Origin of the sequence: Stenotrophomonas maltophilia group sp. Smal32 (assembly GCF_030237085.1) — a bacterium.
Lineage (GTDB): Bacteria > Pseudomonadota > Gammaproteobacteria > Xanthomonadales > Xanthomonadaceae > Stenotrophomonas > Stenotrophomonas maltophilia_Q.
On sequence record NZ_JASJSI010000010.1, the window covers coordinates 41,311 to 62,280 of the forward strand.

Annotated in this window: 20 protein-coding genes; 12 read left to right on the forward strand and 8 right to left on the reverse strand. The window is 65.5% G+C overall.

Features of this window, described 5'->3' with window-relative positions:
• Positions 1-77: 77 nt before the first annotated feature.
• Complete coding sequence (locus QRO91_RS04215) at positions 78-1,901, reverse strand: FG-GAP-like repeat-containing protein (protein ID WP_285310292.1); 1,824 nt, start codon at positions 1,899-1,901, stop codon at positions 78-80.
• Positions 1,902-2,378: 477 nt separating this feature from the next.
• On the opposite strand from QRO91_RS04215, the gene QRO91_RS04220 reads away from it, so the two are divergent.
• Together QRO91_RS04220 and QRO91_RS04225 are read left to right on the forward strand one after the other, a co-directional pair.
• Positions 2,379-3,020, forward strand: a complete 642-nt coding sequence (locus QRO91_RS04220) for a hypothetical protein (RefSeq protein ID WP_049429448.1) — start codon at positions 2,379-2,381, stop codon at positions 3,018-3,020.
• A 61-nt stretch (positions 3,021-3,081) separates the two neighbouring features.
• Positions 3,082-4,857 (forward strand): serine hydrolase, encoded by a 1,776-nt coding sequence (locus tag QRO91_RS04225; RefSeq protein ID WP_285310293.1) that lies wholly within the window; start codon positions 3,082-3,084, stop codon positions 4,855-4,857.
• An 18-nt stretch (positions 4,858-4,875) separates the two neighbouring features.
• Here the strand turns inward: QRO91_RS04225 and QRO91_RS04230 are convergent, their stop codons facing one another.
• Entirely contained in the window at positions 4,876-5,268 is a 393-nt protein-coding gene (locus tag QRO91_RS04230) for a DoxX family protein (protein WP_100443696.1), read from the reverse strand.
• A 118-nt stretch (positions 5,269-5,386) separates the two neighbouring features.
• Between QRO91_RS04230 and QRO91_RS04235 the strand changes: the two genes are divergently transcribed.
• Positions 5,387-5,806, forward strand: a complete 420-nt coding sequence (locus QRO91_RS04235) for an H-NS family nucleoid-associated regulatory protein (RefSeq protein WP_049429450.1) — start codon at positions 5,387-5,389, stop codon at positions 5,804-5,806.
• A gap of 49 nt (positions 5,807-5,855) precedes the next feature.
• The gene (locus tag QRO91_RS04240) at positions 5,856-6,263 is read left to right on the forward strand and encodes a hypothetical protein (RefSeq protein ID WP_049429451.1); all 408 of its coding nucleotides are present in this window, start codon (positions 5,856-5,858) and stop codon (positions 6,261-6,263) included.
• A gap of 23 nt (positions 6,264-6,286) precedes the next feature.
• On the opposite strand, the gene QRO91_RS04245 is transcribed toward QRO91_RS04240, so the two are convergent.
• Positions 6,287-6,928: a glutathione S-transferase family protein gene (locus QRO91_RS04245; protein WP_049429466.1), complete on the reverse strand. Its 642-nt coding sequence runs from the start codon at positions 6,926-6,928 to the stop codon at positions 6,287-6,289.
• Positions 6,929-7,403: 475 nt separating this feature from the next.
• On the opposite strand from QRO91_RS04245, the gene QRO91_RS04250 reads away from it, so the two are divergent.
• Positions 7,404-7,856 (forward strand): PA2169 family four-helix-bundle protein, encoded by a 453-nt coding sequence (locus QRO91_RS04250; RefSeq protein WP_049429452.1) that lies wholly within the window; start codon positions 7,404-7,406, stop codon positions 7,854-7,856.
• Between the two features lie 71 nt (positions 7,857-7,927).
• Here QRO91_RS04250 and QRO91_RS04255 read toward each other — a convergent pair whose 3' ends face one another.
• Positions 7,928-11,284, reverse strand: coding sequence for an autotransporter domain-containing protein (locus tag QRO91_RS04255; RefSeq protein WP_285310294.1), 3,357 nt, complete (start codon positions 11,282-11,284; stop codon positions 7,928-7,930).
• Between the two features lie 188 nt (positions 11,285-11,472).
• Between QRO91_RS04255 and QRO91_RS04260 the strand changes: the two genes are divergently transcribed.
• Together QRO91_RS04260 and QRO91_RS04265 are read left to right on the forward strand one after the other, a co-directional pair.
• Positions 11,473-11,673, forward strand: coding sequence for a hypothetical protein (locus tag QRO91_RS04260; protein ID WP_197650466.1), 201 nt, complete (start codon positions 11,473-11,475; stop codon positions 11,671-11,673).
• A gap of 156 nt (positions 11,674-11,829) precedes the next feature.
• Complete coding sequence (locus QRO91_RS04265; protein ID WP_005411161.1) at positions 11,830-12,180, forward strand: VOC family protein; 351 nt, start codon at positions 11,830-11,832, stop codon at positions 12,178-12,180.
• A 15-nt stretch (positions 12,181-12,195) separates the two neighbouring features.
• Here the strand turns inward: QRO91_RS04265 and QRO91_RS04270 are convergent, their stop codons facing one another.
• A complete protein-coding gene (locus QRO91_RS04270; protein WP_049429455.1) occupies positions 12,196-12,825 on the reverse strand; it encodes a TetR/AcrR family transcriptional regulator in 630 nt (209 codons plus the stop codon).
• A gap of 126 nt (positions 12,826-12,951) precedes the next feature.
• On the opposite strand from QRO91_RS04270, the gene QRO91_RS04275 reads away from it, so the two are divergent.
• Positions 12,952-14,424 carry an MFS transporter gene (locus QRO91_RS04275; RefSeq protein ID WP_049429456.1) on the forward strand — a complete coding sequence of 491 codons (1,473 nt, stop codon included), beginning with the start codon at positions 12,952-12,954 and terminating at the stop codon, positions 14,422-14,424.
• An 11-nt stretch (positions 14,425-14,435) separates the two neighbouring features.
• Here QRO91_RS04275 and QRO91_RS04280 read toward each other — a convergent pair whose 3' ends face one another.
• Positions 14,436-14,729, reverse strand: a complete 294-nt coding sequence (locus QRO91_RS04280) for a KGG domain-containing protein (RefSeq protein ID WP_197650467.1) — start codon at positions 14,727-14,729, stop codon at positions 14,436-14,438.
• A gap of 190 nt (positions 14,730-14,919) precedes the next feature.
• Complete coding sequence (locus QRO91_RS04285) at positions 14,920-15,384, reverse strand: MarR family winged helix-turn-helix transcriptional regulator (protein WP_049429458.1); 465 nt, start codon at positions 15,382-15,384, stop codon at positions 14,920-14,922.
• Positions 15,385-15,433: 49 nt separating this feature from the next.
• On the opposite strand from QRO91_RS04285, the gene QRO91_RS04290 reads away from it, so the two are divergent.
• The 3 genes from QRO91_RS04290 to QRO91_RS04300 all read left to right on the forward strand — a co-directional run bounded on the left by QRO91_RS04290 (position 15,434) and on the right by QRO91_RS04300 (position 20,078).
• Positions 15,434-16,345 carry a S41 family peptidase gene (locus QRO91_RS04290; RefSeq protein WP_049429459.1) on the forward strand — a complete coding sequence of 304 codons (912 nt, stop codon included), beginning with the start codon at positions 15,434-15,436 and terminating at the stop codon, positions 16,343-16,345.
• A gap of 98 nt (positions 16,346-16,443) precedes the next feature.
• Positions 16,444-17,337, forward strand: coding sequence for an NAD(P)-dependent oxidoreductase (locus QRO91_RS04295; protein ID WP_005414561.1), 894 nt, complete (start codon positions 16,444-16,446; stop codon positions 17,335-17,337).
• 209 nt (positions 17,338-17,546) lie between these two features.
• Positions 17,547-20,078: a methyl-accepting chemotaxis protein gene (locus QRO91_RS04300; RefSeq protein ID WP_197650468.1), complete on the forward strand. Its 2,532-nt coding sequence runs from the start codon at positions 17,547-17,549 to the stop codon at positions 20,076-20,078.
• Positions 20,079-20,156: 78 nt separating this feature from the next.
• Here QRO91_RS04300 and QRO91_RS04305 read toward each other — a convergent pair whose 3' ends face one another.
• On the reverse strand, positions 20,157-20,543 hold the full coding sequence (locus QRO91_RS04305) for a DUF2628 domain-containing protein (protein ID WP_049429461.1): 387 nt from the start codon (positions 20,541-20,543) through the stop codon (positions 20,157-20,159).
• 216 nt (positions 20,544-20,759) lie between these two features.
• On the opposite strand from QRO91_RS04305, the gene QRO91_RS04310 reads away from it, so the two are divergent.
• Positions 20,760-20,933, forward strand: coding sequence for a hypothetical protein (locus QRO91_RS04310; protein WP_180849012.1), 174 nt, complete (start codon positions 20,760-20,762; stop codon positions 20,931-20,933).
• Positions 20,934-20,970: the final 37 nt, after the last annotated feature.

A 20,970-nucleotide genomic window follows, 5' to 3' on the forward strand; every position in this document is an offset into this window, starting at 1 on the left:
CCTATCGTGTTCATCGAACGATCCAATTCCACTCTTGGAGGCCCCGGTCGCGATTCCTCGCAACCGGGGTGCTTGGCTCAGCGGATCCCGGTGTGCAAGCGCCAGCCAGGGTTGTAGCGGGTTGCGGAAGCTGGTGAGAACAGCAGGCCATCCGTTGCCTGCCCGTACCGGATTTCCACATCATCATTCGCCGACTGGATGAGAACGTCGGTGCGCCCGTCGCCATCGAAGTCGTTGGTCAACAAGTGATGCCCAGGGCTCCAGCTGGAGACGCTCTGCGCGGAGAACCGAAGACCATCACCGGCTTGGCCGTAGCGGATTTCGGAGTGTCCGTTCGCTGCATAGATCACAACGTCGTCTCTGCCGTCGCCGTTGAAATCACCCGTCAACAGCGTGTGCCCGGTGGACCATAGGTCGGCGGTGCTCGGTGCAAAGCGCAAACCGCCGTTCATCTGCCCATAGCGGATCTCAGTGGCTCCGTCGGCGGCATAGATCAGCACATCGCTGTATCCATCGCCGTTGAAATCCGCAATCTTCAATGTATGGCCAGCCCGCCATTGATCATGCTGACCGGGTTCTGCGCGCAGTCCGTCGGTGGCCTGTCCGTAGAAGAGGTCGACCTCACCGTTGGGTCCATACAGCAACAGGTCATCAAGGCCGTCGCCATTGAAGTCGCCAACATGCGGGCGGCTGCCCAGGGCGACCTGCCGTTGCGATTGTGGGGCGAAGCGCAATCCGCGATCACTGCCTCCGTAGCGGATCTCGAGAGCGCCGCTGTCCTGCAGGATGAGTACGTCGCTCCGTCCATCACCGTTGAAATCTCCTGCCATCAATTGACTGCCCACATTCCATGCAGTGCGTGATGGAAGATGTTCGGTGAATCGAGCGTCAGGACGTCCATAGTGGAGCCGTACGCTACCGTCGCCGCCGTGCACCAGCAGATCGGAGAACCCATCGGCGTCGAAGTCGCCACTGACCAGTTTGGCCGAGGTTGCCCATGGCGCCGAGGGGGCATCCGTCAGCGAATGGGTCACCAGGCCCGCATGGGGGGCCAGCTGTCCGGTTGCCACCGACGCGCTGCCAGAGGATGGGTTGTACAGGATGACGTCGCCGCCACCATCGCCGTTGTAGTCCACAGAGCGCACTGCAGCGCAACTGCCATTGGCGCGGCGGAGACTTCCGGCATGATCGCCTCGCGCAGGACATGATCGTGGTGCCAACTGCTCCACCTTGACCCAATCGACATGAAAATCTGCAGGCAGAACGGTGTTGGATGTCATCCGATTGTTGATGCCTCCAGGTGTTGTAGTCGGAGGTGCAAGATTAGTATTAAGATTCACGAGCATTGGAACGCTCGGAATATTCAGTGTTGTTCGATAGAACTCCACTCCATCCACAGAGTATGCGATGTGGATGGGGCTCCACTCTGCGGAGAACACATGATAGTTGCTGGAATAGTCGACAGATCCAAGCTTGGTGTAGGCTGAAAGCGTTGCATCCGCCACTGCGGTGGAGCAATCGGCAGGGTTCGTAAACCAGTAATGTTGCACATTGATCGTGCGTGGGTCGGACTTCTGCAGCCCAGTGGCCTCAAAGATATCTATCTCACCGCATGCAGGCCCATATGACACCAGCCAGAATGCGGGAATGACGCCTGGCGTATTAGTCATTTTCACACGGGCAGAGTAGCGACCATAGGTGAAGTACCTAGGGTAGTAGATGCCACCTGTCTGATAGAACGGGAAGGTGTCTTGGACATCACCGCGGAAGACAGCATCTCCTTGGGCCACGAACGCATTTCCAGGCTTGTAGGTGTACGACACTTTCCCGGACTTGTCGGTCACATCCCCTGCCCACGGGATCCAGTAGCTGAGACTAGGGTCATCGAAATGCTCTTCCATGACGGTGATCCACTCATTCTCTGTATTCTGCGCTTGTGCAGCTGACACGACTGAAGTCGCAACCGATGCGGCGAGTACAAGCTTCCTTAACATTGCCAATTCCCTGATGTAGAGCCGCGGGATGCGACCGCCTGCGAGTTTGACAGTTTGGCGGTGACTTCTTAGTGGCCAGGGCTTGGGGATGAGCCGTGTCCGCGGATTGATTGCAAGCGAAGTGTCTCGGAGAGCGGATTACGATAGTCGAACCGACTAGATGCCAGAACTGGATCCCTCGGCCTAGAGGCTCGGGAAGTGAGTCGATTAGTGAGTCCAAAGTGGATTGAAGTAGATTAAATGGCAATACAATCAATGGTTTAAATTGATATTGCGGTAGCTGATGGGCCACCAACCGACCTCGCATGACCGGTCGCAGGCCTCATCGCTCACCCCCGCGACCTGCAGCGTCGGTACCATCTGATCCGCACACAGGGATCGACCATGGCCAGCAACGATACCCCGGTGGAAGACTTCACCACCGAAATCGAAGACTGCCGGCACCTGTTTGCCTGGTGCTTGGTCCACTATGGCCAGGTGCCCGAGGCGCAGGCGCTCGAACAGGCACGGAAGCGCTATCCCGACCATAGCCCCGGCCGCGAATACGAACACGCGCTGATCTTCCACGACGAGCCCTGGCACTGGGCGATGCTGCACGTGAAGGGCGAAGGGTATTGGCAGCAGCACCCGGAACTGGCGGAGCCGTCGCTGGGCTACGAAGCCGAATCGGACGCACTGTGCCTGGCCCGCAGTGAGCGGGTCCCACTGCTGGATGAGGACGAGTACCTTGGCGCGCTCGCGCATGCGCGCCACATGCGTGCATGGACGCTGGTCCATCAGGCGGGTCGTTGGCCGGATGAAGCGCGCCAGGAGGCGCTTGGCTACTACGCGTATCATCCGCGCCATCATCGCGGGCGATTTCAGGTTCACGATCCGCGTGACGGCTGGTGCCATGTGATGAGCGCATTGCATGGCAACGACTACTGGGCGCGACCAGAGCTGCGGGAACCGCCACAGGCCTATTGGAGCGAGTCCCGCGCCTTTGTTTTGGCGCAGGGAATCCGCTTGCCGGACCCTCCGGGCTGAGGCCTGCGCAGCCGGCGAAGGTGCAGCACCATCGATCACCGCACTCTATGCCGAATGACACATGCCCTGCTATTTCTGCTGGCGGGAAGATGGCGGCATCCTGAAGTGGAGTGATCTGATGCCTGGTACGCTCAGCCGTCGCACCTTCCTGGCCAATGCCGCGGCTGTTCCTGCGGCCGCGCTCATGCCTACCGGTGTTGCTACCCTGGCGCGGCCAAGCGTCACCACCGCGAGCCTGATCGACGCGGAGCGCGGCGTGATCCGCTCCGCCATGCAAGGCAGCGGCATCGGTGCCGCTGCCGTCTGCCTGGTCGAAGGCGGGCAGGTGCGCTGGACTGAAGGCTTCGGTCACGCATCAGGCCAGGGCAGCGTGCCCGTAGACGCCAGCACGATGTTCAGCATCCAGTCCACCTCGAAGAATTTCGCGGCGGTGGCGGTGCTGTTGGCCGTGCAGGACGGCATCCTTGATCTGGACGCGCCCATTACCCGCTATCTGCCGTCGTTCACGGTGCGCAGCCGCTTCGAGCATGCTCCACAGGAGCGCATCAGCCTGCGCCTGCTGCTTGCCAATCGCGCGGGATTCACGCACGAGGCGCCCCTGGGCAACAACTACGAACCGGCGTCGCCGGGCTTTGATGCGCACGTCCGCAGCATCTCGCAGACATGGCTGCGCTTTCCGGTGGGTACGCGCTATCGCTACTCCAACCTGGGCTTCGACCTTGCCGGTCATGTCCTTGAGCAGGTTGCGGGCATCAGCTATCCGGCCTGGCTGCAGCGCCGGATCTTCGAGCCGCTGGGAATGCACGACAGTACGGCCGATGCCTCGATCTACCTGGCAAGCAAGGGGCGGGCACTGGGAACCCAGGATGGCCATGCGCAGGTACCGCCGGTGACGCCGCTGGTGGTGTCGGGAGGCGTCTGGACCAGTGCCGCCGACATGGCGAAGTATCTTGGCTTCCTGCTCGGTGGCGGCCAAGCCGGTGCGCAGCAGCTGCTTGAGCCCCGTTTCTGGGACGAGATGCATGGTTTCGGCCTGGGCGGTGACTACGGGCTCGGTGTCATGCGCAGCGAACGCCTCTACGGCAGTACACCGGTGCGGCTGCTGCACCACCGCGGCGGGGGCTTCGGATTCGGGTGCGTGTTCACCTACTGCAGGCAGGCAAACGCTGGATTTGCCGCGATGTTCAATCGCGCGACGTCTGCGGGGTACGGCATCGGCGAGCATCTGCTCGATCAGCTGTTGTCGGCGCGTTTCGGGCCCCGTCAGCCGCGTGTGCCCCTGTCAAGCTTGGCGCCGATCAGGTTGAACCAGGACCAGATGCAGCAGATGGCGGGAAACTGGATCGGGCGCAGCGGCAAGGCGAAGATCGTGATTGCCGGAAGCGGTGAACTGCAACTGCATCGTGGGGCGCAAGCTCTGGGCAGCCGTTTTGCGGCCCTCGACGGCGATCAGCTGTTCACCGTGGACACCGATGGAGAGGTTGCGACGTACCGTTACCATGCGGCGACGGAGATGCTGCCGGCGCACCTGGAATGTACGAACGGCGAGGATGGCCTGGACCAGAACGATCCCATCGATGGGTCCACCGGGCCGCACGCGCCCCATTGGCAACCCTGGCTGGGGCGCTATCGCATCGACCAATGGGGGAAACCGTCGATGTCCGTGGTGCTGGAGCAGCGACAGGGCTGGCTGTACATCGATGGCATCCGCCTGGTCACTGAAGTGGAGCCAGGCCTGCTGTTCACCAGCGATGGCGAAGCGGTGGATTTCCGCAGCTCCCCGCCGACATGGCGCAACCTGCGTCTGCAGCGCGTCCAGCCCGTGAGCCAGGGGTGATGGCGGCATGCCGCGTGCTCATCCGCGCCGCCCGCGCCCATCGATGCTGTAGCGCCCGGCCCCGGTGCAGGCCAGCAGCAGGAACCCACCGGCCAACCCCAGATTCTTCAGGAACATGATCTGCTGGGTCTGATCGGCGAAGTTGTGGTGGAAGATGAAAGCGGTGACCACGCTGAAACCTGCCAGCACGACCGACACCAGCCGGGTCTGGAAGCCCAGCAGGATGCACAGGCCGCTGCCGATCTCGAAGGCGATGGTGGGCCACAGCAGGATGCCGGGTACCCCCATGGCTTCCATGTAGCCCTGGGTACCGTTGAGGTCGCCGAGCTTGCCGATGCCGGATACCAGGAACAGCGCCATCAGCAGGATGCGCGCAAGCAGGTAGGCGAGCGAATGCGATGAGTGGCTCACGTCGGTTTCCTCGGAGATGGCTGGCGAAGGCGATCGGAGCCCACCGGCAGTGAAGCCCGTGTCTACGTAGCGGGCAAAGCGCCTTGACAGCTGGCCGCCCGCAGGAGACCTTTCCACCATGACGATCGATATTGAATCGCTCAGCCTTCGGGAGCTGGGCGCCTTGGTGGTTGCCGCTGAACAGCGGAAACAGCTCATTTCCAGCCGCCGCCCGGCCAGCGCGGTGCGGCGGATGTTGAAGTCCGCTGCGGCCGAAGCTGGTTACACCCTCGAAGAACTCTTCGGTGGTGAAGCCTCGGAAACACCTGCGCCCGCGCGCAAGCCCGCCCGCCGCAAATCCGGCAAAGTCGCGCCCAAGTATCGCGACCCGGAATACAAGCGCCTGACCTGGACCGGTCGCGGGCGCATGCCGCGCTGGTTGGCGTCCAAGGTGTCGATGGGCCACAAGGCCACCGATTTCCTGATTCCTGGCTTGGCCAGGCCGACTGCTGGCAAGACCAGCACCCTCGGCAAGCGGACCGTCATCAAGAAGGGATGAGGCTGCGGCGCTGCTACGCTGCCCGGGTCTTTGAACGAAGGAGTGCGGGATGGCAAACGAGGGTGGCATGACGATCACGCCGAAAGTCCTGTACACCGCCGCAGGCGCGGCCGTGCTGGTCAGCCTGTTGGCCTGGGCGGTGGAATGGAGCGGGATGGCCTATGTCTGCCCGTACTGCCGCGTACAACGCACTGTCATCGGTGTGCTGGGCGTGCTGACATTGTTCGCGCGGCCGGGCGGCATCGTCGTGCCCTGGCTTGCATTCGCCAGTGGTGGCTTCGCGTTCGTGGTCGCGGCAATGCAGCACTTCAACGGCTGGAAGCGCATTTCCGCTGGTGATTTCAGCTTCAACGCGCAGTGGTACATCGATCCGTGGCTGCTGTCAGGCTGCGCGATGCTGATCCTGGTGGCGCAGCTGATGCTGGTACAGGCCGCCTGCCGGCGCAGGTTGCCCTGAGTGTTTCCACGCGTGGCGTGGAGCTACCCGTTCTGGAATACCGCCAACTGCGCCGCGAACGCGCGCTGATAGGCGGGACGCTGCGTCGCCCGTGCCACATAGGCAACCAGCAGCGGGTACTCATCGAGCAGACCACTGCTCTTCAGGCGCAACAGCACCGAGACCATCATCAGGTCGCCCACGCCGAACTCGCCGTCAACCCACGCCGCCGCGCCCAACCATGCGGACAGCTGTGAGAGACGCATCCGCACGCGCTCGTCCAGCATCACCAATCGCTGCGCATACCAGGGCTGTTCGCGCTCCAGAACCCAGGCCATCGAGCGCTCGACGATGGGCGGCTCGACTGTGTTCAACGCAGCGAACACCCACATGATCGCGCGCATGCGAGCATCCGGATCGCGCGGCAGCAGGCCAGGGTGTAGCTCGGCCAGGTGCACGGCGATTGCGCCGGACTCGAACAGGACCTGGTCGCCGTCCTGCCAGGTAGGAATCTGCCCGAATGGATTCCGCGCCAGGTGGGCAGGTTGCTTCATTTCGGCGAAGGTGAGCAGCTGCACGTCGTAGGGCACGCCCAGCTCCTCCAGTGCCCAGCGCACGCGCATGTCACGGGGCAGGCCCTGGCCGCGGTCGGGGGAGGTGGCGAAGGCGGTGAGGATGGGGGAGATCGGGGCGCTCCTGCAGGCCGACGGGCCTGCCTCGTCCTGATTCGACGAATGACGGTCCCAGAATCGACATCGTCGATATCGATGTATACGTCGCCTGCACGGACTCTGCACGTACTCGCTGTCGCACATCCATCAGGCTGCCGGGGTCATCCGTGCAGAGAGGTAGGCAGACATGAATACTCCAGGCAAACCCACGCCCAGCTGGCGCCAGCGAAACGTACTGATGGGAGTGCTCGCCGCTGTACTGGTGATCGTGCTGATCATCCTCTTCGTGCCGTGGTGATGCAGGCGAAGGCTGTTCGATGTGAACGGCCAAACGCTGCGGCGTGAGGCAGTCAGTGCGGGTTGGGTGAAGTGACGTGCGCATCAACCGGTACTCACCTGCGAACCACGCCGAGGTGTCCACAGTGTTCCCACAGGCAGCGTCGTGATGCTGCTTTTCTCCCCCGCACATCGATCACACAGGAGCAACGCCATGAGCACCCAGTCCACCATCGAACATCGCCTCAACGACCTGATCGAGATCGCTCGTGACGGCAAGTCGTTCTATGAAGAAGCGGCCACCAAGGTGAAGGATGCCGAGCTGTCGGCCTTGTTCACCCGCATCGCCGGCGTCAAGGGCCGCATCGTCGCGGCACTGAGTGGTTCGGTGGCCGCCAGCGGTGGTAAGCCGGCCGAACATGGCACCATGGTCGGTTCGATGCAGCAGTTCTACGGCAAGGTGCGCGCCGCGTTTGGTGATACCAACTATGGCTACGTGGCCGAACTGGAAGAGTCCGAAGACCGCCTGCTGGGCGCGTTCAAGGATGTGCTGCAGGACAACGATCTGCCGCCGGCGGTACGCCAGGAAGTGACCCAGCTGATGCCGGATGTGCAGGAGTGCCACAACGTCATGCGGGCACGCAAGCATGCGATGAAGGCCGCTTGATCGATCAGGGCGGAACCTGAAAAAAAAGGGGCGGCCGCAAGGCCGCCCCAAACCGTCAAGAGAACACGCGTCTAGAAGCGAACCGACCAGCGCATGTTGGCGCTGTGGTCGCGGCTTTCACTGCCGTACTGGCCGCTGTAACCCAGCTCCAGCTGCTGGCGCGGGGTCAGCCACGCCGACAACCCCAGCTCGGCCACCACGGCGCTGTCGGCAATCGGCGCGCCTTCGACCGCGAACGCGGTGCTGTTGTTGGCGAAGGCAAGGTTGCCCAGCTGGCTGCGGTCGCCCGAGGCGCGGCGATAGCCCACGCCACCACGCAGGTGCAGCCAGCTGTCCTTCTGGAACGATGCCTTCAGGCCCTTGTCGAAGCGCAGGCCAGCGGTGGCGATCGTGGTGCTGGTGTCGTCCACCTTGCCGTGCAGGGCGGCTGCACCACCGCGCTCGTTGATCTGCTTCAGGTCCACCTCCACGCGGGCGACCTGCAGGTAAGGTTCCAGCCCGGCCTCCGGGTCACCAAAGCGGTAGCCGGCTTCGATGAAGGCCTGGCGGGTATGCGCGTTGTAGCGTGCGCTCAGGCTGTCGCTGAACCCTGCGAAGTCGACATCGCGGGTGCTCTTCACCTTGTGCTTGCTCCAGGCGACGCCGCCACGCAGGCCGAAGCCGCCCCAGTTGTGACTGGCATATGCACCGAAGTGGGTGTTGTCGATCTTCGACTTGGCACGACGGGCCTGCTGCTTGACGTCGGTGCGGCCGGTGCCAGCCAGCACGCCGACCTGCCAGCCGGAGAACTCGCGGTCGATACCGACCAGCAGGCCGTTGCTGTTGGCTTCGGTGCGGGCGGTGTTGCTGTTGCCGTCCAGCTTGCTGTTGCCGCCCAGAGCCTGCACCCAGGCGCCGGTGGCGTCGCCCGCATCGGCGCCCGGCGCGACTGCCCCTGCACCGCGCGACAGCGCAGCATCGCGTACGTAGCGGCTGCCTTCCACCAGTGCGAGCGGCGTAGCTGCGTGCAGTTCGCCGCTGAGGCCGTCGAGCACGCCGCCAACCTGCTGCGGGAACAGCTGGGTCAGCGGCTTGGGCAGGCCCTGGCTGATTGCCAGAAGATCGGCGGCCGTCGCTACCGCGCGCTGGTTCGGCGTGGTGGCTGCACTGGCCAGCGTGGCGCCACGCGCCACGTCGATGCGGGTGCCATTGGTACCGTAGGCGAGGCTGAACTTCAGGAACGGCGAGAACGCGCTGAAGTCGGTTTTCGCGAACTGGCCGTTGATGCCACCGTCGGCGCGGATGAAGTTGAACTGCTCGCCGAGATAGTAGATGCCCGGTTCCGGCAACGCGACCAGGGTGCCGCCGAGGGTGGCGGTACCGGTCACATGCAACTTGTCGCTGCGCCCGCCAGGCGCGAGTTCGGCGGCGTAGACGCCGGTCGGGCCCTGCACGTAGTTGCCGTTGACGGTCAGCGTGCCGATCGAATTGCCGGGGGCGATGGTGCCGTCCACCCGGGTGCTGCCCAACGTGCCGATACCCTTCAGCAGGCCGTTGCTGCCGACCGTGGTGGTGCCGCCGGTCTGCATGCCGTTGAAGGACACCACGCCGCCGTTGACGGTCAGGTTGCCGTCCTTCAGCACGCCGCCGGCGCTGACTGTGCTGACGCCACCCGTGGTGATGAGTGCGGTGGCGACCAGGCTGCCGTTGAGCAGGAATTGCCCGGCCTGCACCTCGACCGCGGAGGTGAGGGTGTTGGTGCCGTTCAGCTCCAGCGTACCCTCGCGCAGCAACGTGCCGTTGAAGCTGTTGTTGCCGCTCAGGCGCAGCCAACCGATACCGGATTTGGTCAGCCTGCCGGGGCCGCCGATGTCATTGGTCCAGTCGTCCCAGGCATCGCCTTCCCACACCTTCAGGCCACCGGCCTTCTGGTTCATCACCACGCTGGTATCCACGCGCAGCGAGCCATAGCCCTCGATGGCCCTGCGCAGGTCAACCATGCCCCAGCCATAGATCGGGTCGACGCCTGCGGCACCCAGATCGCGCGCGGTGGTCAGCAGGACGTCGCGCACCTGGGCGTTGTCCAGGTAGGGGAAGCGCTCGATCAACAGGCCGAGTGCACCGGTGATATGGGGGGCGGCCATGGAAGTACCGGTCTTCTGGCCGTAGTCGTACGTGGGATTCTGGCTGTCGATGAGAAGACGGACGTAGTCTGCGGTCTTCTCCAGACGTCCCCGGATGTCACCGGAAACGATGGTGCTCAGGATTGCCGTGCCGGGCGCGGAAATGCACCAGTTGGCTGCAGCGCCGCAGATGCTCGAGCCTGCGTTGATCACGTAGTCGGTTTCGCCATTGGCTGCATTGGGCTGGCGAACGTTGGCGACGGCCAGCCAGTAGGGCTCGATCTCCGGCTTCCAGCGCGGCAACGCCGCGGTGATGCCGGCAACGGCGCCGCTGCCATTGCCGGCCGACCAGACCTGGATCAACTGCGAAGCAGCGGCGTTCGCACTGTCCTTGTAGATGCTTCCGTATACGTCGTAGCCGGCGCCGATGCGTGCGTACTGGGCATCCAGCGCGGCAACGGTCATGTTCCGGGTGGAGATGCCCCAGCTGTGATTGATGGCACGCACGCCCTGTGCCTGCAGCTGTGCGTACATGTCCAGCGTGGCTGCGTCGTCGGGGTCCGTCCGTTCCACGGCTTCAGGCAGGTAGCCTCCGCTCGCCTGGCGCCTCCACTCGTAGTAAGTGTCACCAAATACACGGGCGGTCGTCAGATCGGCACCGAAGGCGACGCCGTGCATCCCCGTGCCATTGCGATTGGCGCCAATGGTTCCGAGGACATGCGTGCCGTGATCGGCATAGCGGAAACCCCATTCACGGCCTGCGGCAATGATGTTGGCCTGCAGGGAAGCAGGCACGCCCGCGCCGAGCGTGTAGTAGTTGATACCCGGTTGATCCCCCTGTGTCTGGCTGCACGCGCCGGTACCGCCGACGGTTCCCGGTGACGCACAGTTCGGGCCGATGGTGATGCTGGAGGTGTTGCGGCCGGCGAATTCGGGGTGAGCCAGTGCCGAGCCGGTGTCGAACAGCGCCAGGCGCACGCCCTTGCCGGTCAGGCCGCGGGCATACGCGTAGTCGGCGCCCATCGCACCCAGTCCCCAGTCGGCGTTGAACTCATCGCTGCGCCAGCTGGCGGCATCGCCCGGATTGCCGAGCAGGGCGGTGCCGGTTGCGGCTGGCGTGGTGGCCGTCGGTGCTGCAGGCGCGCTGACGGCGGGCTGTGCCCAGGCCGCCTGCAGCTGGCGCTGCTGCTGCCATGCGTCGAGCGCTTCGCTGGCCATGACGGGCGATGCGGCTGCAAGCAACAGAGCGCTGGACACCGCCAGGGCGAGGCGGCTGTGCAGCGGGGAGCGGGAGTGGGACGAACGGCCGTGCAGCGGGTGATTCATCGGGCAACTTCCTTGATGGACGGACAACAAGGCCGTTAACGCCAATCCGTGGCGATGTCCCCCATGAATGTGAAAGAAAAATTGTGAATGGGTTAAGTGTGCGTGACAGAGGGCTTCACTTCGTCTCCCCCTGTCCTCGCTAACGTGGTCCGGCCTGGGCTCACCAGGCTTATCAAGGAGTGATGGCGATGCGTGTTATCAGGAAGGTGATCGCAGTGGCGGTATTCGCGTTGGCGTGTACCGGTTCGGTGGCAGTGGCTGGGCCGGTCGAGCCCTGCGACCAGCCCTGCTGGCGGGCGTATCAGATGTGCCTGGCCAGTGGTGCCGATGCCGGTGAATGCCAGCAGGCGTACAACACCTGCGTGGTCGATCTGTGCATGGGCGTGTGAGTCGCGCCGTTTGAGCCGTACGTGGAGCCCCGTCATCGACGGGGCTCTTCTGTTTCAGCGATCGCCTCGGTTGGCGATGCGGGCGTCTGGCCTGAGCCCGCTTGCGGGCCATGCACGCAGCGGCGAGGATGGGGAATCGCATCGGAGCCGCTGCGCATGGCCGTCAAACGTATTGTCGCCAACATCGCCACGCCTGACCCGGCGCGTGCCGCAGCGTTCTATGGCGGGCTGCTGGGCATGCCGGTGGTGATGGATCATGGGTGGATCGTCACCCATGGCGGGCAGGGCAGTGCGCTGGCGCAGGTGAGCTTTGCCAGCGAAGGGGGTTCCGGTACTGCGGTGCCCGACCTGTCGATCGAAGTGGACGACCTGCAGCAGGTGCTGGAGCGCATGCACGCGGCCGGCATCCCGCTGGAGTATGGCCCGGCCGACGAGCCCTGGGGCGTGCGTCGCTTCTTCGTCCGCGACCCGTTCGGGCGGCTGTTGAACATTCTCGCCCACACCTGAGCGGGGAGCGCTGCTTCAGCGGCGACTGCCGCCGCGCGTCGGAGCTGCCGGAACGCCGACCATGCGCAGGCAATCTACTTCCACGGCGGCAATGAAGGCATTGGCATCCTGTGCCGGTGTGGCGATCAGGTCGTCGGTGGCGCCATGCACGCCGGCATAGATCAACGAGGCGGTGACCTGTGGAGCAGGCAGTTGCCACAGTCCGGCTGCGTTGCCCGTTTCGAGGATGCCCAGCAGTTGCTGCTGGATCGCATTGCGCTCGGCGTTGCCGCGCTGGTGGTGGTGATGGTTGGCGTACACCACGTCATGCAACGCGTGGGTGCGCACGTAGATCTCGACGTTGGCGCGGATCCAGGCGCGCAGGCGCGCTGCGCCATCACCGGCAGGGTGCTGCTGCACGGCCCGCTCGACCTCGCCAATGAACTGCTGCGTGTAGCGCTGCGCCAGCGCCTGCAGGATCTCGGTGCGGGAGGCGAAATAGGTATAGAAGGTGCCCTTGGCCACGTCGGCCGCGGCGACGATGTCGCTGATGGTGGTGGCGTCCACACCCTTCGACAGGAACAACGCCTGCGCGGCGTCCATCAGTTCCTCCCGGCGGGTTTCGGCGGGCTTGGTGCGAGGCCTGGCGACAGCTGGGGTCTGCATGGTGGGCGATATGAGGGTGTGACGGCCGCCATTCTAGCGGCCTCTTCGTATTGACTGACCGTCGGTCATTGACCGACGGTCAGTCAGTCGCTAGGATGCGCGCACATCCTCCCCCGGGATCCACGCATGAAACGCCTCCAACGGCCCGCCCTGGTGATGGCGGCCTACCTCGGTACGTTCCTCGCTTCGCTGGACATCAGCATCGTCAACGTGGCCCTGCCAACCCTGCAGCAGGCGCTACGGACCGACATGGCAGGCCTGCAGTGGGTGATCAACGCCTATGCGATCGCACTGTCGGCGCTGATGCTGTCAGCCGGTCCGTTGGGGGATCGCTATGGTCATCGGCGGATGTGGCTGCTGAGCGTCGCCACCTTCACCCTGGGCTCGCTGCTGTGCGCCTGCGCCAAGGACCTTTCGACCCTGGTCGCCGGCCGCGCGGTGCAGGGCGTGGCAGGCGCGCTGTTGATTCCCAGTGCGATGCCGATCCTGAGTCACGCATTTCCCGATCCAGGCCAGCGTGCGCGCGTTATCGGTGGCTGGTCCGCCTTCAGCGCGTTGGCACTGGTGCTCGGCCCGTTGCTGGGCGGTGCACTGGTGCAGCGCGCCGGTTGGCCCAGCATTTTTCTGATCAACCTGCCCTTGGGGCTGCTGGCGCTTGTGCTTGGCGCCTGGGGCATTGCCGAGCGACGCCACCCGCAGCACGCCGCGCTGGATCCGGCCGGGCAGCTGCTCAGCATCGTCGCGCTGGGCGCGCTGTGCTATGGCCTGATCGCGATCGGCGAGCATGGCCTGCTGTCCCGGGTGACGCTTCTGGCGCTGGGCGCCGCAACTGCCGGGCTGATCCTGTTCGGCATCGTCGAACGGCGGGTAGCACGCCCACTGCTGCCGCTGGACCTGTTTGCCGACCGCCGCTTCGGCATGCTCAACCTGGCCTCTTTCGTACTGGGCTTCACCGCCTATGCGAGCCTGTTCTTCCTGTCGCTGTTCTTCCAGCAGGCACAGGGCCACAGCGCCGCGGCGGCGGGCGCACAGCTGGCTCCTCAGTTCCTGTTGATGGGTGTCGTCTCGCTGCTGTTCGGTCGTCTGGTCGCCCACCTCGGCCTGCACGCCGCGCTGGTGATGGGCTACGCCCTGGCCGGGGGGGCGCTGTGCGTGATGGCCACGTTCGAACCGGCTACGTCGCGCGCTTATGCCGGTGCCGTGCTGATGCTGCTTGGCATCGGAATGGGGCTGGCAGTGCCAGCGACCGGCATGGCAATCATGAACAACGCACCGGCCGAACGCGCGGGTATTGCCTCAGCCACGATGAACGCGCTGCGCCAGGCAGGCATGAGCCTGGGCATCGCGTTGCTGGGCAGCCTGATGGGCCAGCGTGCCGTACAGCAGTTCACCGCTTCCGCGCAGGCCGCAGGTCAGCAGCGGCTTGTTGCGCAGGCGCGTGAACTGATCCTGCACCCCGGCTCGATGCACACCACGCCGCAGGTGCTGGCCTGGTACCGCAGTGCGATGGCCAGCGGGTTCGGTTGGGCGATGGCGGCTGCGGGTGCGCTGGCCCTGCTTGTGGCGCTTGGGCTGTATCGGCAGCGTGCCCCGGCCTGATCGTGCGGGGTTCACCGCTGCTGGGGGTGTGGATCCTCTGCACCGTGCTCGATCTGCTGCTGTTGCTGGCGTGCATTGGCGTGGCGTGCGTGCCCGCCTTCGCGTCCGATTGCGGCCATGTGCTGCCGGTCGCGGCTGATCGCTTCGCCGCCCTTGCGGCCTGCAGCACGCGCTTCGTCGGGGCTGAACTCGTGCGCGTTGCCGGAGGCGTGCGCCGCGCGCCCGCCCTTGGCGGCGATCGCGCGCTGTTTGTCCTGGTCCATCGAGGCGAAGCCCCGGTTGGGGCGGTGATTCTGGTCGGTCATGGGACTCTCCTGCTGCAGGGTCGGCGCCGTCGTCAACGGCAGCGCCCATGCTTGGCCATCATGTGCTAAGTCCAGGTCGCCATCCTCGCCATGGCCTTCACGCCACGTGCGCACGCGGTTGATGGCGTGGCCTTACCGGCGAACGCAGCGGGAGATGCCGTCGGCGAAGAGGTGAGGCACCGGCGCAGTGTCAGCGCCGGCGGGCGTCGCGCAGGCGTTGCGCGAATGGCCGCTGCTCCAGAACCTGCAGTGCCTCGCGCAGCACCTGCTCCAACGACTGGCCGAGATCCGCATCGAGGCTGCGTGCGGCGCGTGCGGTGGCCTGCCATTGCGCCTGCAGCGCCGGCAGTGCCTGCAGTGCGTGCGGGCTCAGCTGCAGGATGCGCTCACGGCTGTCTTCGCCGATGACGGCGTGCAGCCAGCCATCGCGCACCATCGCAGCTACCGTCTGGCTGAGCGCCGAATGGCTGAGCCCGCAGGCCAGCGCCAGGTCCTTGATGCGGCAGGGGCCCTGCGCCATCAGCGTGCGCAGCACCGGGGTGTAGCGCGGCCGGTAGTCCAGTTGCAGGTCGCGATAGGCCTGCTCGACCGCCGGGTCGAGCTGATCGAGCAGGGCGCGCAACAGGGTGCCCAGGCTGGCATGTTGGAGATCCATGGCCGTAATGATATATAAGTGCTTATATATCATCAACGCGGGGGCGGTCATGGCGGTTTCGTGGATGCTGGGCGCGCTGCTGGCGGCGTCCTGCCCGGCCCAGGACACAGTGCTGCAGGCGGCGGCTACGGCAATAGAGGCGCACTACCTGGACGTGGCCGAAGGCGCGCGCATCGCCGATGCACTGCGTGACTGGTCGAGGCAGCAGCGCTATGTGGACAGCTGCACGGACCCCAAGGGCTTCAGTGCGCGCCTGAACCAGGATCTGGACGTGTTCGACGGCCACTTCCATGTCGAGCGGGTGGATGCCAGCGCCGGCCAGGACGACTGGCTGATGGCCTGGCGTGCGGATGCACGCAGCAATGGTGCGGGCGTGCGCGAGGTGCGGGTGCTGGAAGGCAACATCGGTTACCTGCGGCTGAGCACCTTCTATCCGCTCGATCTGGCACGGCCCAGGCTGGTGGCAGCGTTCACCCTGCTGGCCGATACCCAGGGCCTGGTGCTGGATCTGCGCCAGAACGGGGGCGGAGATGATGGCAGCGCGGACCTGCTGGTGCGTACCCTCTTGGAGTCGGGTGTCACCGCGGTGCAGGTGCTGGAGCAACGTGGCCGGCGTACTCCGGTACCACTGCCGCCAGCAAGCCTTCCGCTGTACCTGAAGCCGCTGGTGATACTGGTCGACCGCCGCACGGGCTCGGCGGCCGAGTTCGTGGCGTATTCGCTGCAGGCCCAGGGACGTGCGCGCATCGTCGGCGGTCGCAGTGGTGGCGCCGCACATATGTTCGATGATCCTGTGCTGCTGCCCGATGGCTATCAGATCAGCATTCCGGACCGGCAACCGATCAATCTGCGCACGGGCGGCAACTGGGAACGGACCGGTGTCGTGCCTGACGTTGCAGGCGGTGACGACCCGCTGTTCATCGCGCGTCAACTGCTGGCGCCGCCGAAGTCGTCAAGATGAACGCACAGTTGTACGTTCGCGCTATCGCAGATGCGTTGTCGCATGCCTAGAATCGAGGCATCCCGGTAGTTCCCGGGCGCTTCGAGTGAATGGACTCAATGAAGATTCTGTTGACCGGCAGTTCCGGGCGGATCGGGCGCGCGATCTTCGGTGCGTTGGCGGCTGCCCATGAAGTGGTGGGCCTGGATCGCAGCCCGTTTGCCACCACGCGCATCATTGCCGATGTCACCGATCATCAAGCCGTCGTGCGCGCGGTGCAGGGTGTCGACGCGGTCATCCATACCGCGGCCCTGCATGCCCCGCACGTTGGCCTGGTACCGGATGCGGTGTTCCAGCAGATCAACGTGGACGCCACTGCGCACCTGCTGCAGGCGGCGCGAGAGGCAGGTGCACGGCGGTTCGTGCTGACCAGTACCACTGCGCTGTACGGCCACGCAGTGGTGGCAGGAGGATGCCGCTGGATCGATGAGGATACCGAGCCGTTGCCGCGAACGATCTACCACCGCAGCAAGCTGCAGGCCGAGGCCCTGGCTGAAGCTGCGGCCGCACCGGACTTCGGCGTGCGCGTGCTGCGGATGGGGCGCTGCTTCCCGGAACCGCCGGAGCGGATGGCGATGTTCCGGTTGCATCGTGGGATCGACGCCCGTGACGTGGCCAGTGCCCATGCCGCGCTGCTGCTGGACGAGGGGCCAGCCTTCGCCCGCTACATCGCCTGCGCGGCAACCCCGTTCCGGCGCGAGGATTGCCTGGAACTTGCCACCCAGCCGCGCAACGTACTGGCCCGGCGCGTGCCGCAGCTGTTGGCCGAGTTCGAGCGCCGCGGCTGGCCGTTGCCGCTGAGCGTTGACCGCGTCTACGACAGCGCCCGCATCCGCAGGGAGCTGGGGTGGCAGCCGCGTTTCGGGCCGGACGCCGTGCTGCAGCAGTACGCCGCAGGCAGCATCGAGGTGTTGCCACGCGCGGAGTGGATCAAGGATCGGGTGGCCGAATAGGGGACGCCGGGGCGGGTTCCTGTCCCGTCCCTGAGTGCATTCAGGAATGTGTAGGGCGGTCGCCTCAACCTCGTTGGCAGGCGGCCGCTAACCCGGTGCGCTTCCAGCGCCGGGCGGGTCCCGGCGGCCGGTGGCCTGCGCGACGGATCGCGCACCTGCGCGGTGCCCTCGCGGTGCCGGTCGTCCTGAACTGCCTTGCGGACCCCTCCATGCCTTCTTCCCGTTCCGCCGCTGCCCGCCGTCCGGGCAGCATCGCCCACAAGCTGATGCTGGGTACCGCCGTCATCGCGCTGCTGTGCTTCGGCCTGACGGCGTTCCTGATCTATCGCCAGGCCAGCGCCAGCCTGATCGATGCCTCGCGCCAGACCATGACCAGCGAGGCCAATGCCGAGGCGCGCCAGGTCGCGGCCGACCTGGGCACCGCCTTCGCCAGCAACGATGCGATGGTTGAAGCCGTGCTGGCCCAGCGTGCGCGGGGTGACGTGCCTGATCGCGCCAGCCTGGCGGCCGTGCTCGGTGAGCAGCTGCGTACCCATCCGGAATGGCTGGGCAAGAGCACCATGTGGGAGGCCGATGCCTTCGATGGCAAGGATGCCGAGTTCGCCAATACCGAGATGCACGATGCCAGCGGCCGCTACATGAGCTACTGGGCCTGGCATGACGGCAAGCCGCAGCAGTCGACCATGACCGACTACACCGAAGCCGCCGACGGTTCGGCCGACTGGTACGTGGTGCCCAGCCGCGACAAGCTGCCCAAGGTCAGCGAGCCCTACGCCTACGACATCGCCGGCCAGCAGGTGCTGATGAGCACGTTGAGCACGCCGATCGTGGAAAACGGCAGGTTCCTCGGTGTGTTCACCGTGGACTTCTCGCTGGCGGCGCTGCAGAAGCATCTGGCGACGCTGACGCCGATGGGCGCCGGCCGCGTCGAACTGCTTTCGCCCAAGGGCGTAGTGCTGGCATCGGCCAATGCGGCCGAGATCGGCAAGCCGCGCAGCGACGCATTGACCCGCAGCATGCTGGCCGACATTGCCGCCGACCGCAGGTTTGAAGCCTTCACCCCGGACGCGGCCGGCAACGTACGCGTGTACGTGCCGCTGCGCGTGGGCGACGCCCCGCAGCGCTTCGCGCTGGGCGTGGTGATGCCGCATGCGGTGATCGTTGCCGAGGCCCGTCAGCTGCTGTGGCTGACGCTGCTGGTTGGCGTGGTGGCCGCGCTGACCCTCAGCGCCGGTGTCTACGTGCTGCTGCGCCGCCTGGCGATACGCCCGCTGGCCGAAGCCGTGCGCGTGGCGGGCGACGTGGCCGCCGGCAAGCTGGACAGCACGCTGCCGGCACGCAGCAACGATGAAGTGGGCCGCTTGCTGGAGGCGATGCAGGGCATGCGTGGCCAGCTGCAGGCGGTGATGGCCGCGCAGGCGGAAATGGCGCGCCGCCACGATGCCGGCGAGCTCAGCTACCGCATGGACGCCTCGGCGTTCCCGGGCGAGTACGGCCGCATGGTGGCCGACAGCAACCAGCTGGTGGCCTCCAGCAATGCGGTCACCCAGCGCCTGGTCGAGGTGATGCAGCGCTACGCCGTAGGTGACCTCAGCGTGGACATGGAAGCACTGCCGGGCGAGAAGGCGGTGTTCACCGCCGCCATGGCCACCACCAAGCACAACTTGGCCGCGATCAACGAGCAGATCCAGCAGCTGGCTGCCGCGGCAGCGGCCGGCGACTTCGCTGTACGCGGCGACGCCCAGCGTTTCGATCACGATTTCCGCCGCATGGTGGAGACCCTCAACACCATGATGGAGGTGAGCGACCACAACCTGGCCGAGCTGTCGACGCTGCTGCGCGCGATTGCCGCAGGCGACCTGAGCGCGCGCATGCAGGGCGACTTCCACGGTGTGTTCGCGGTGATGCGCGATGATGCCAACAGCACCGTGCAGCAGCTGACCCGGATCGTCGGGCAGATCCAGCAGTCGGCGGCCAGCATCCGCCTGGCGGCGGGTGAGATTGCTGCCGGTAACAGCGACCTGTCGCGCCGCACCGAACAGCAGGCGGCCAACCTGGAAGAAACGGCCGCGTCGATGGAGGAGTTGACCTCCACCGTACGCCAGAACGCCGACCACGCGCTGCAGGCCAACACCCTGGCCGGCTCCGCAGCGGGCGTTGCCAGCGAAGGTGGCCAGGTGGTCAGCCAGGTGGTGCAGACGATGGAGCAGATCGAAGCGTCGTCGCAGCGCATCGCCGAGATCATCTCGGTGATCGACGGTATCGCGTTCCAGACCAACATCCTGGCGTTGAACGCGGCGGTGGAAGCCGCGCGGGCCGGTGAGCAGGGCCGCGGCTTCGCCGTGGTCGCCAGCGAAGTGCGTGCGCTGGCGCAGCGCTCGGCGGGTGCCGCGAAGGAGATCAAGGAGCTGATCGATGCTTCGGTGGCCCAGGTCGGTGCCGGAGCGCAGCTGGTGCACGGCGCCGGCCGCACGATGCAGGAGATCGTCGGCCAGGTCGGGCGGGTCAACGAGATCATGGCCGAGATCTCGGCCGCCTCGCGCGAACAGTCGGCCGGCATCGAGCAGGTCAACCAGACCGTGGTGCAGATGGATGAGACCACCCAGCAGAACGCCGCGCTGGTGGAGGAAGCCAGTGCTGCGGCACGCGCGATGGAAGAGCAGGCCGAGCAGCTGGCGGTGGCGGTCTCGCGCTTCCGCCTGCAGGCCGAACCGGAGGTCATGGCCCGCCGCGCGGCCTGATCCCGGAAACGAAGACGCCCGGCGGGGGCCGGGCGTCGGTTGCAGCCTTGCCGCGCATCCCTGCGCAGTTCTGAGGGCTCAGAACATGCCTTCAAACGGGTTCCAGCTGGTGCGTCCTTCCACCTTCTCCAGGTAGTAGCTGTAGTTGGTGCTGGAGGCGACGAGCAGGTTCATGGCGATGAACAGCATGCGCCCCACGACGTCCGGAAGGAACATGGTGACGATGGCCAGCGCGATGTTGATGCCGATCACCACCAGCGCCTTGCGCCACATGCCGAGAATCAGCAGGTAGATGGCACCGAAGAACAACGCGAAGAAGTTCAGGTTGATCTTCAGGCGGTCACCGAAGGACAGCGCCTTCCAGGCCTGCTTGAAGCCGGGGTTCTTGGGGGCGCCGTGCTGGCGGAAGAAGTCGAAGCGGAACTGCCACTTCGGGCTGAACTGGGACAGGTCAGTGGTATTCATTGGGGAAAACATCCCTGTGAGAAAACGTTTTCATGATAGGACAAGTCCTATTCAGGATCCAAGCGCCACCGTCAAAAATGTGACGCCTGCCTTGTTCCGGCTGCTGCGGCCAAGCGCCGCGCCGTCACCCATCCGCCTTGTTTTTAGGATAGGGTGCGCAGTTCCGCTGCCGCACCGGCTGAATCCGTGCGGTGGCGGGATGTCCATGGAGGTTGCATGACCACACCTGCTACACCGGAAAACGCACCGGGACCGGTGCTCCTGCCGACACCTGAAGTGGTGCAGGCGCAACAGCTGCTCGCACGCCAGCAACTGGCGGTAGCGATGGACCGTGCACGCACGGCGGCTGCGCAGAGCGCGGCGCCCGCCGCCGCACTGGAAAGCGAGTAATCCGCAACACCGCCGATCGCGCTGGCCCGTCGCCAGC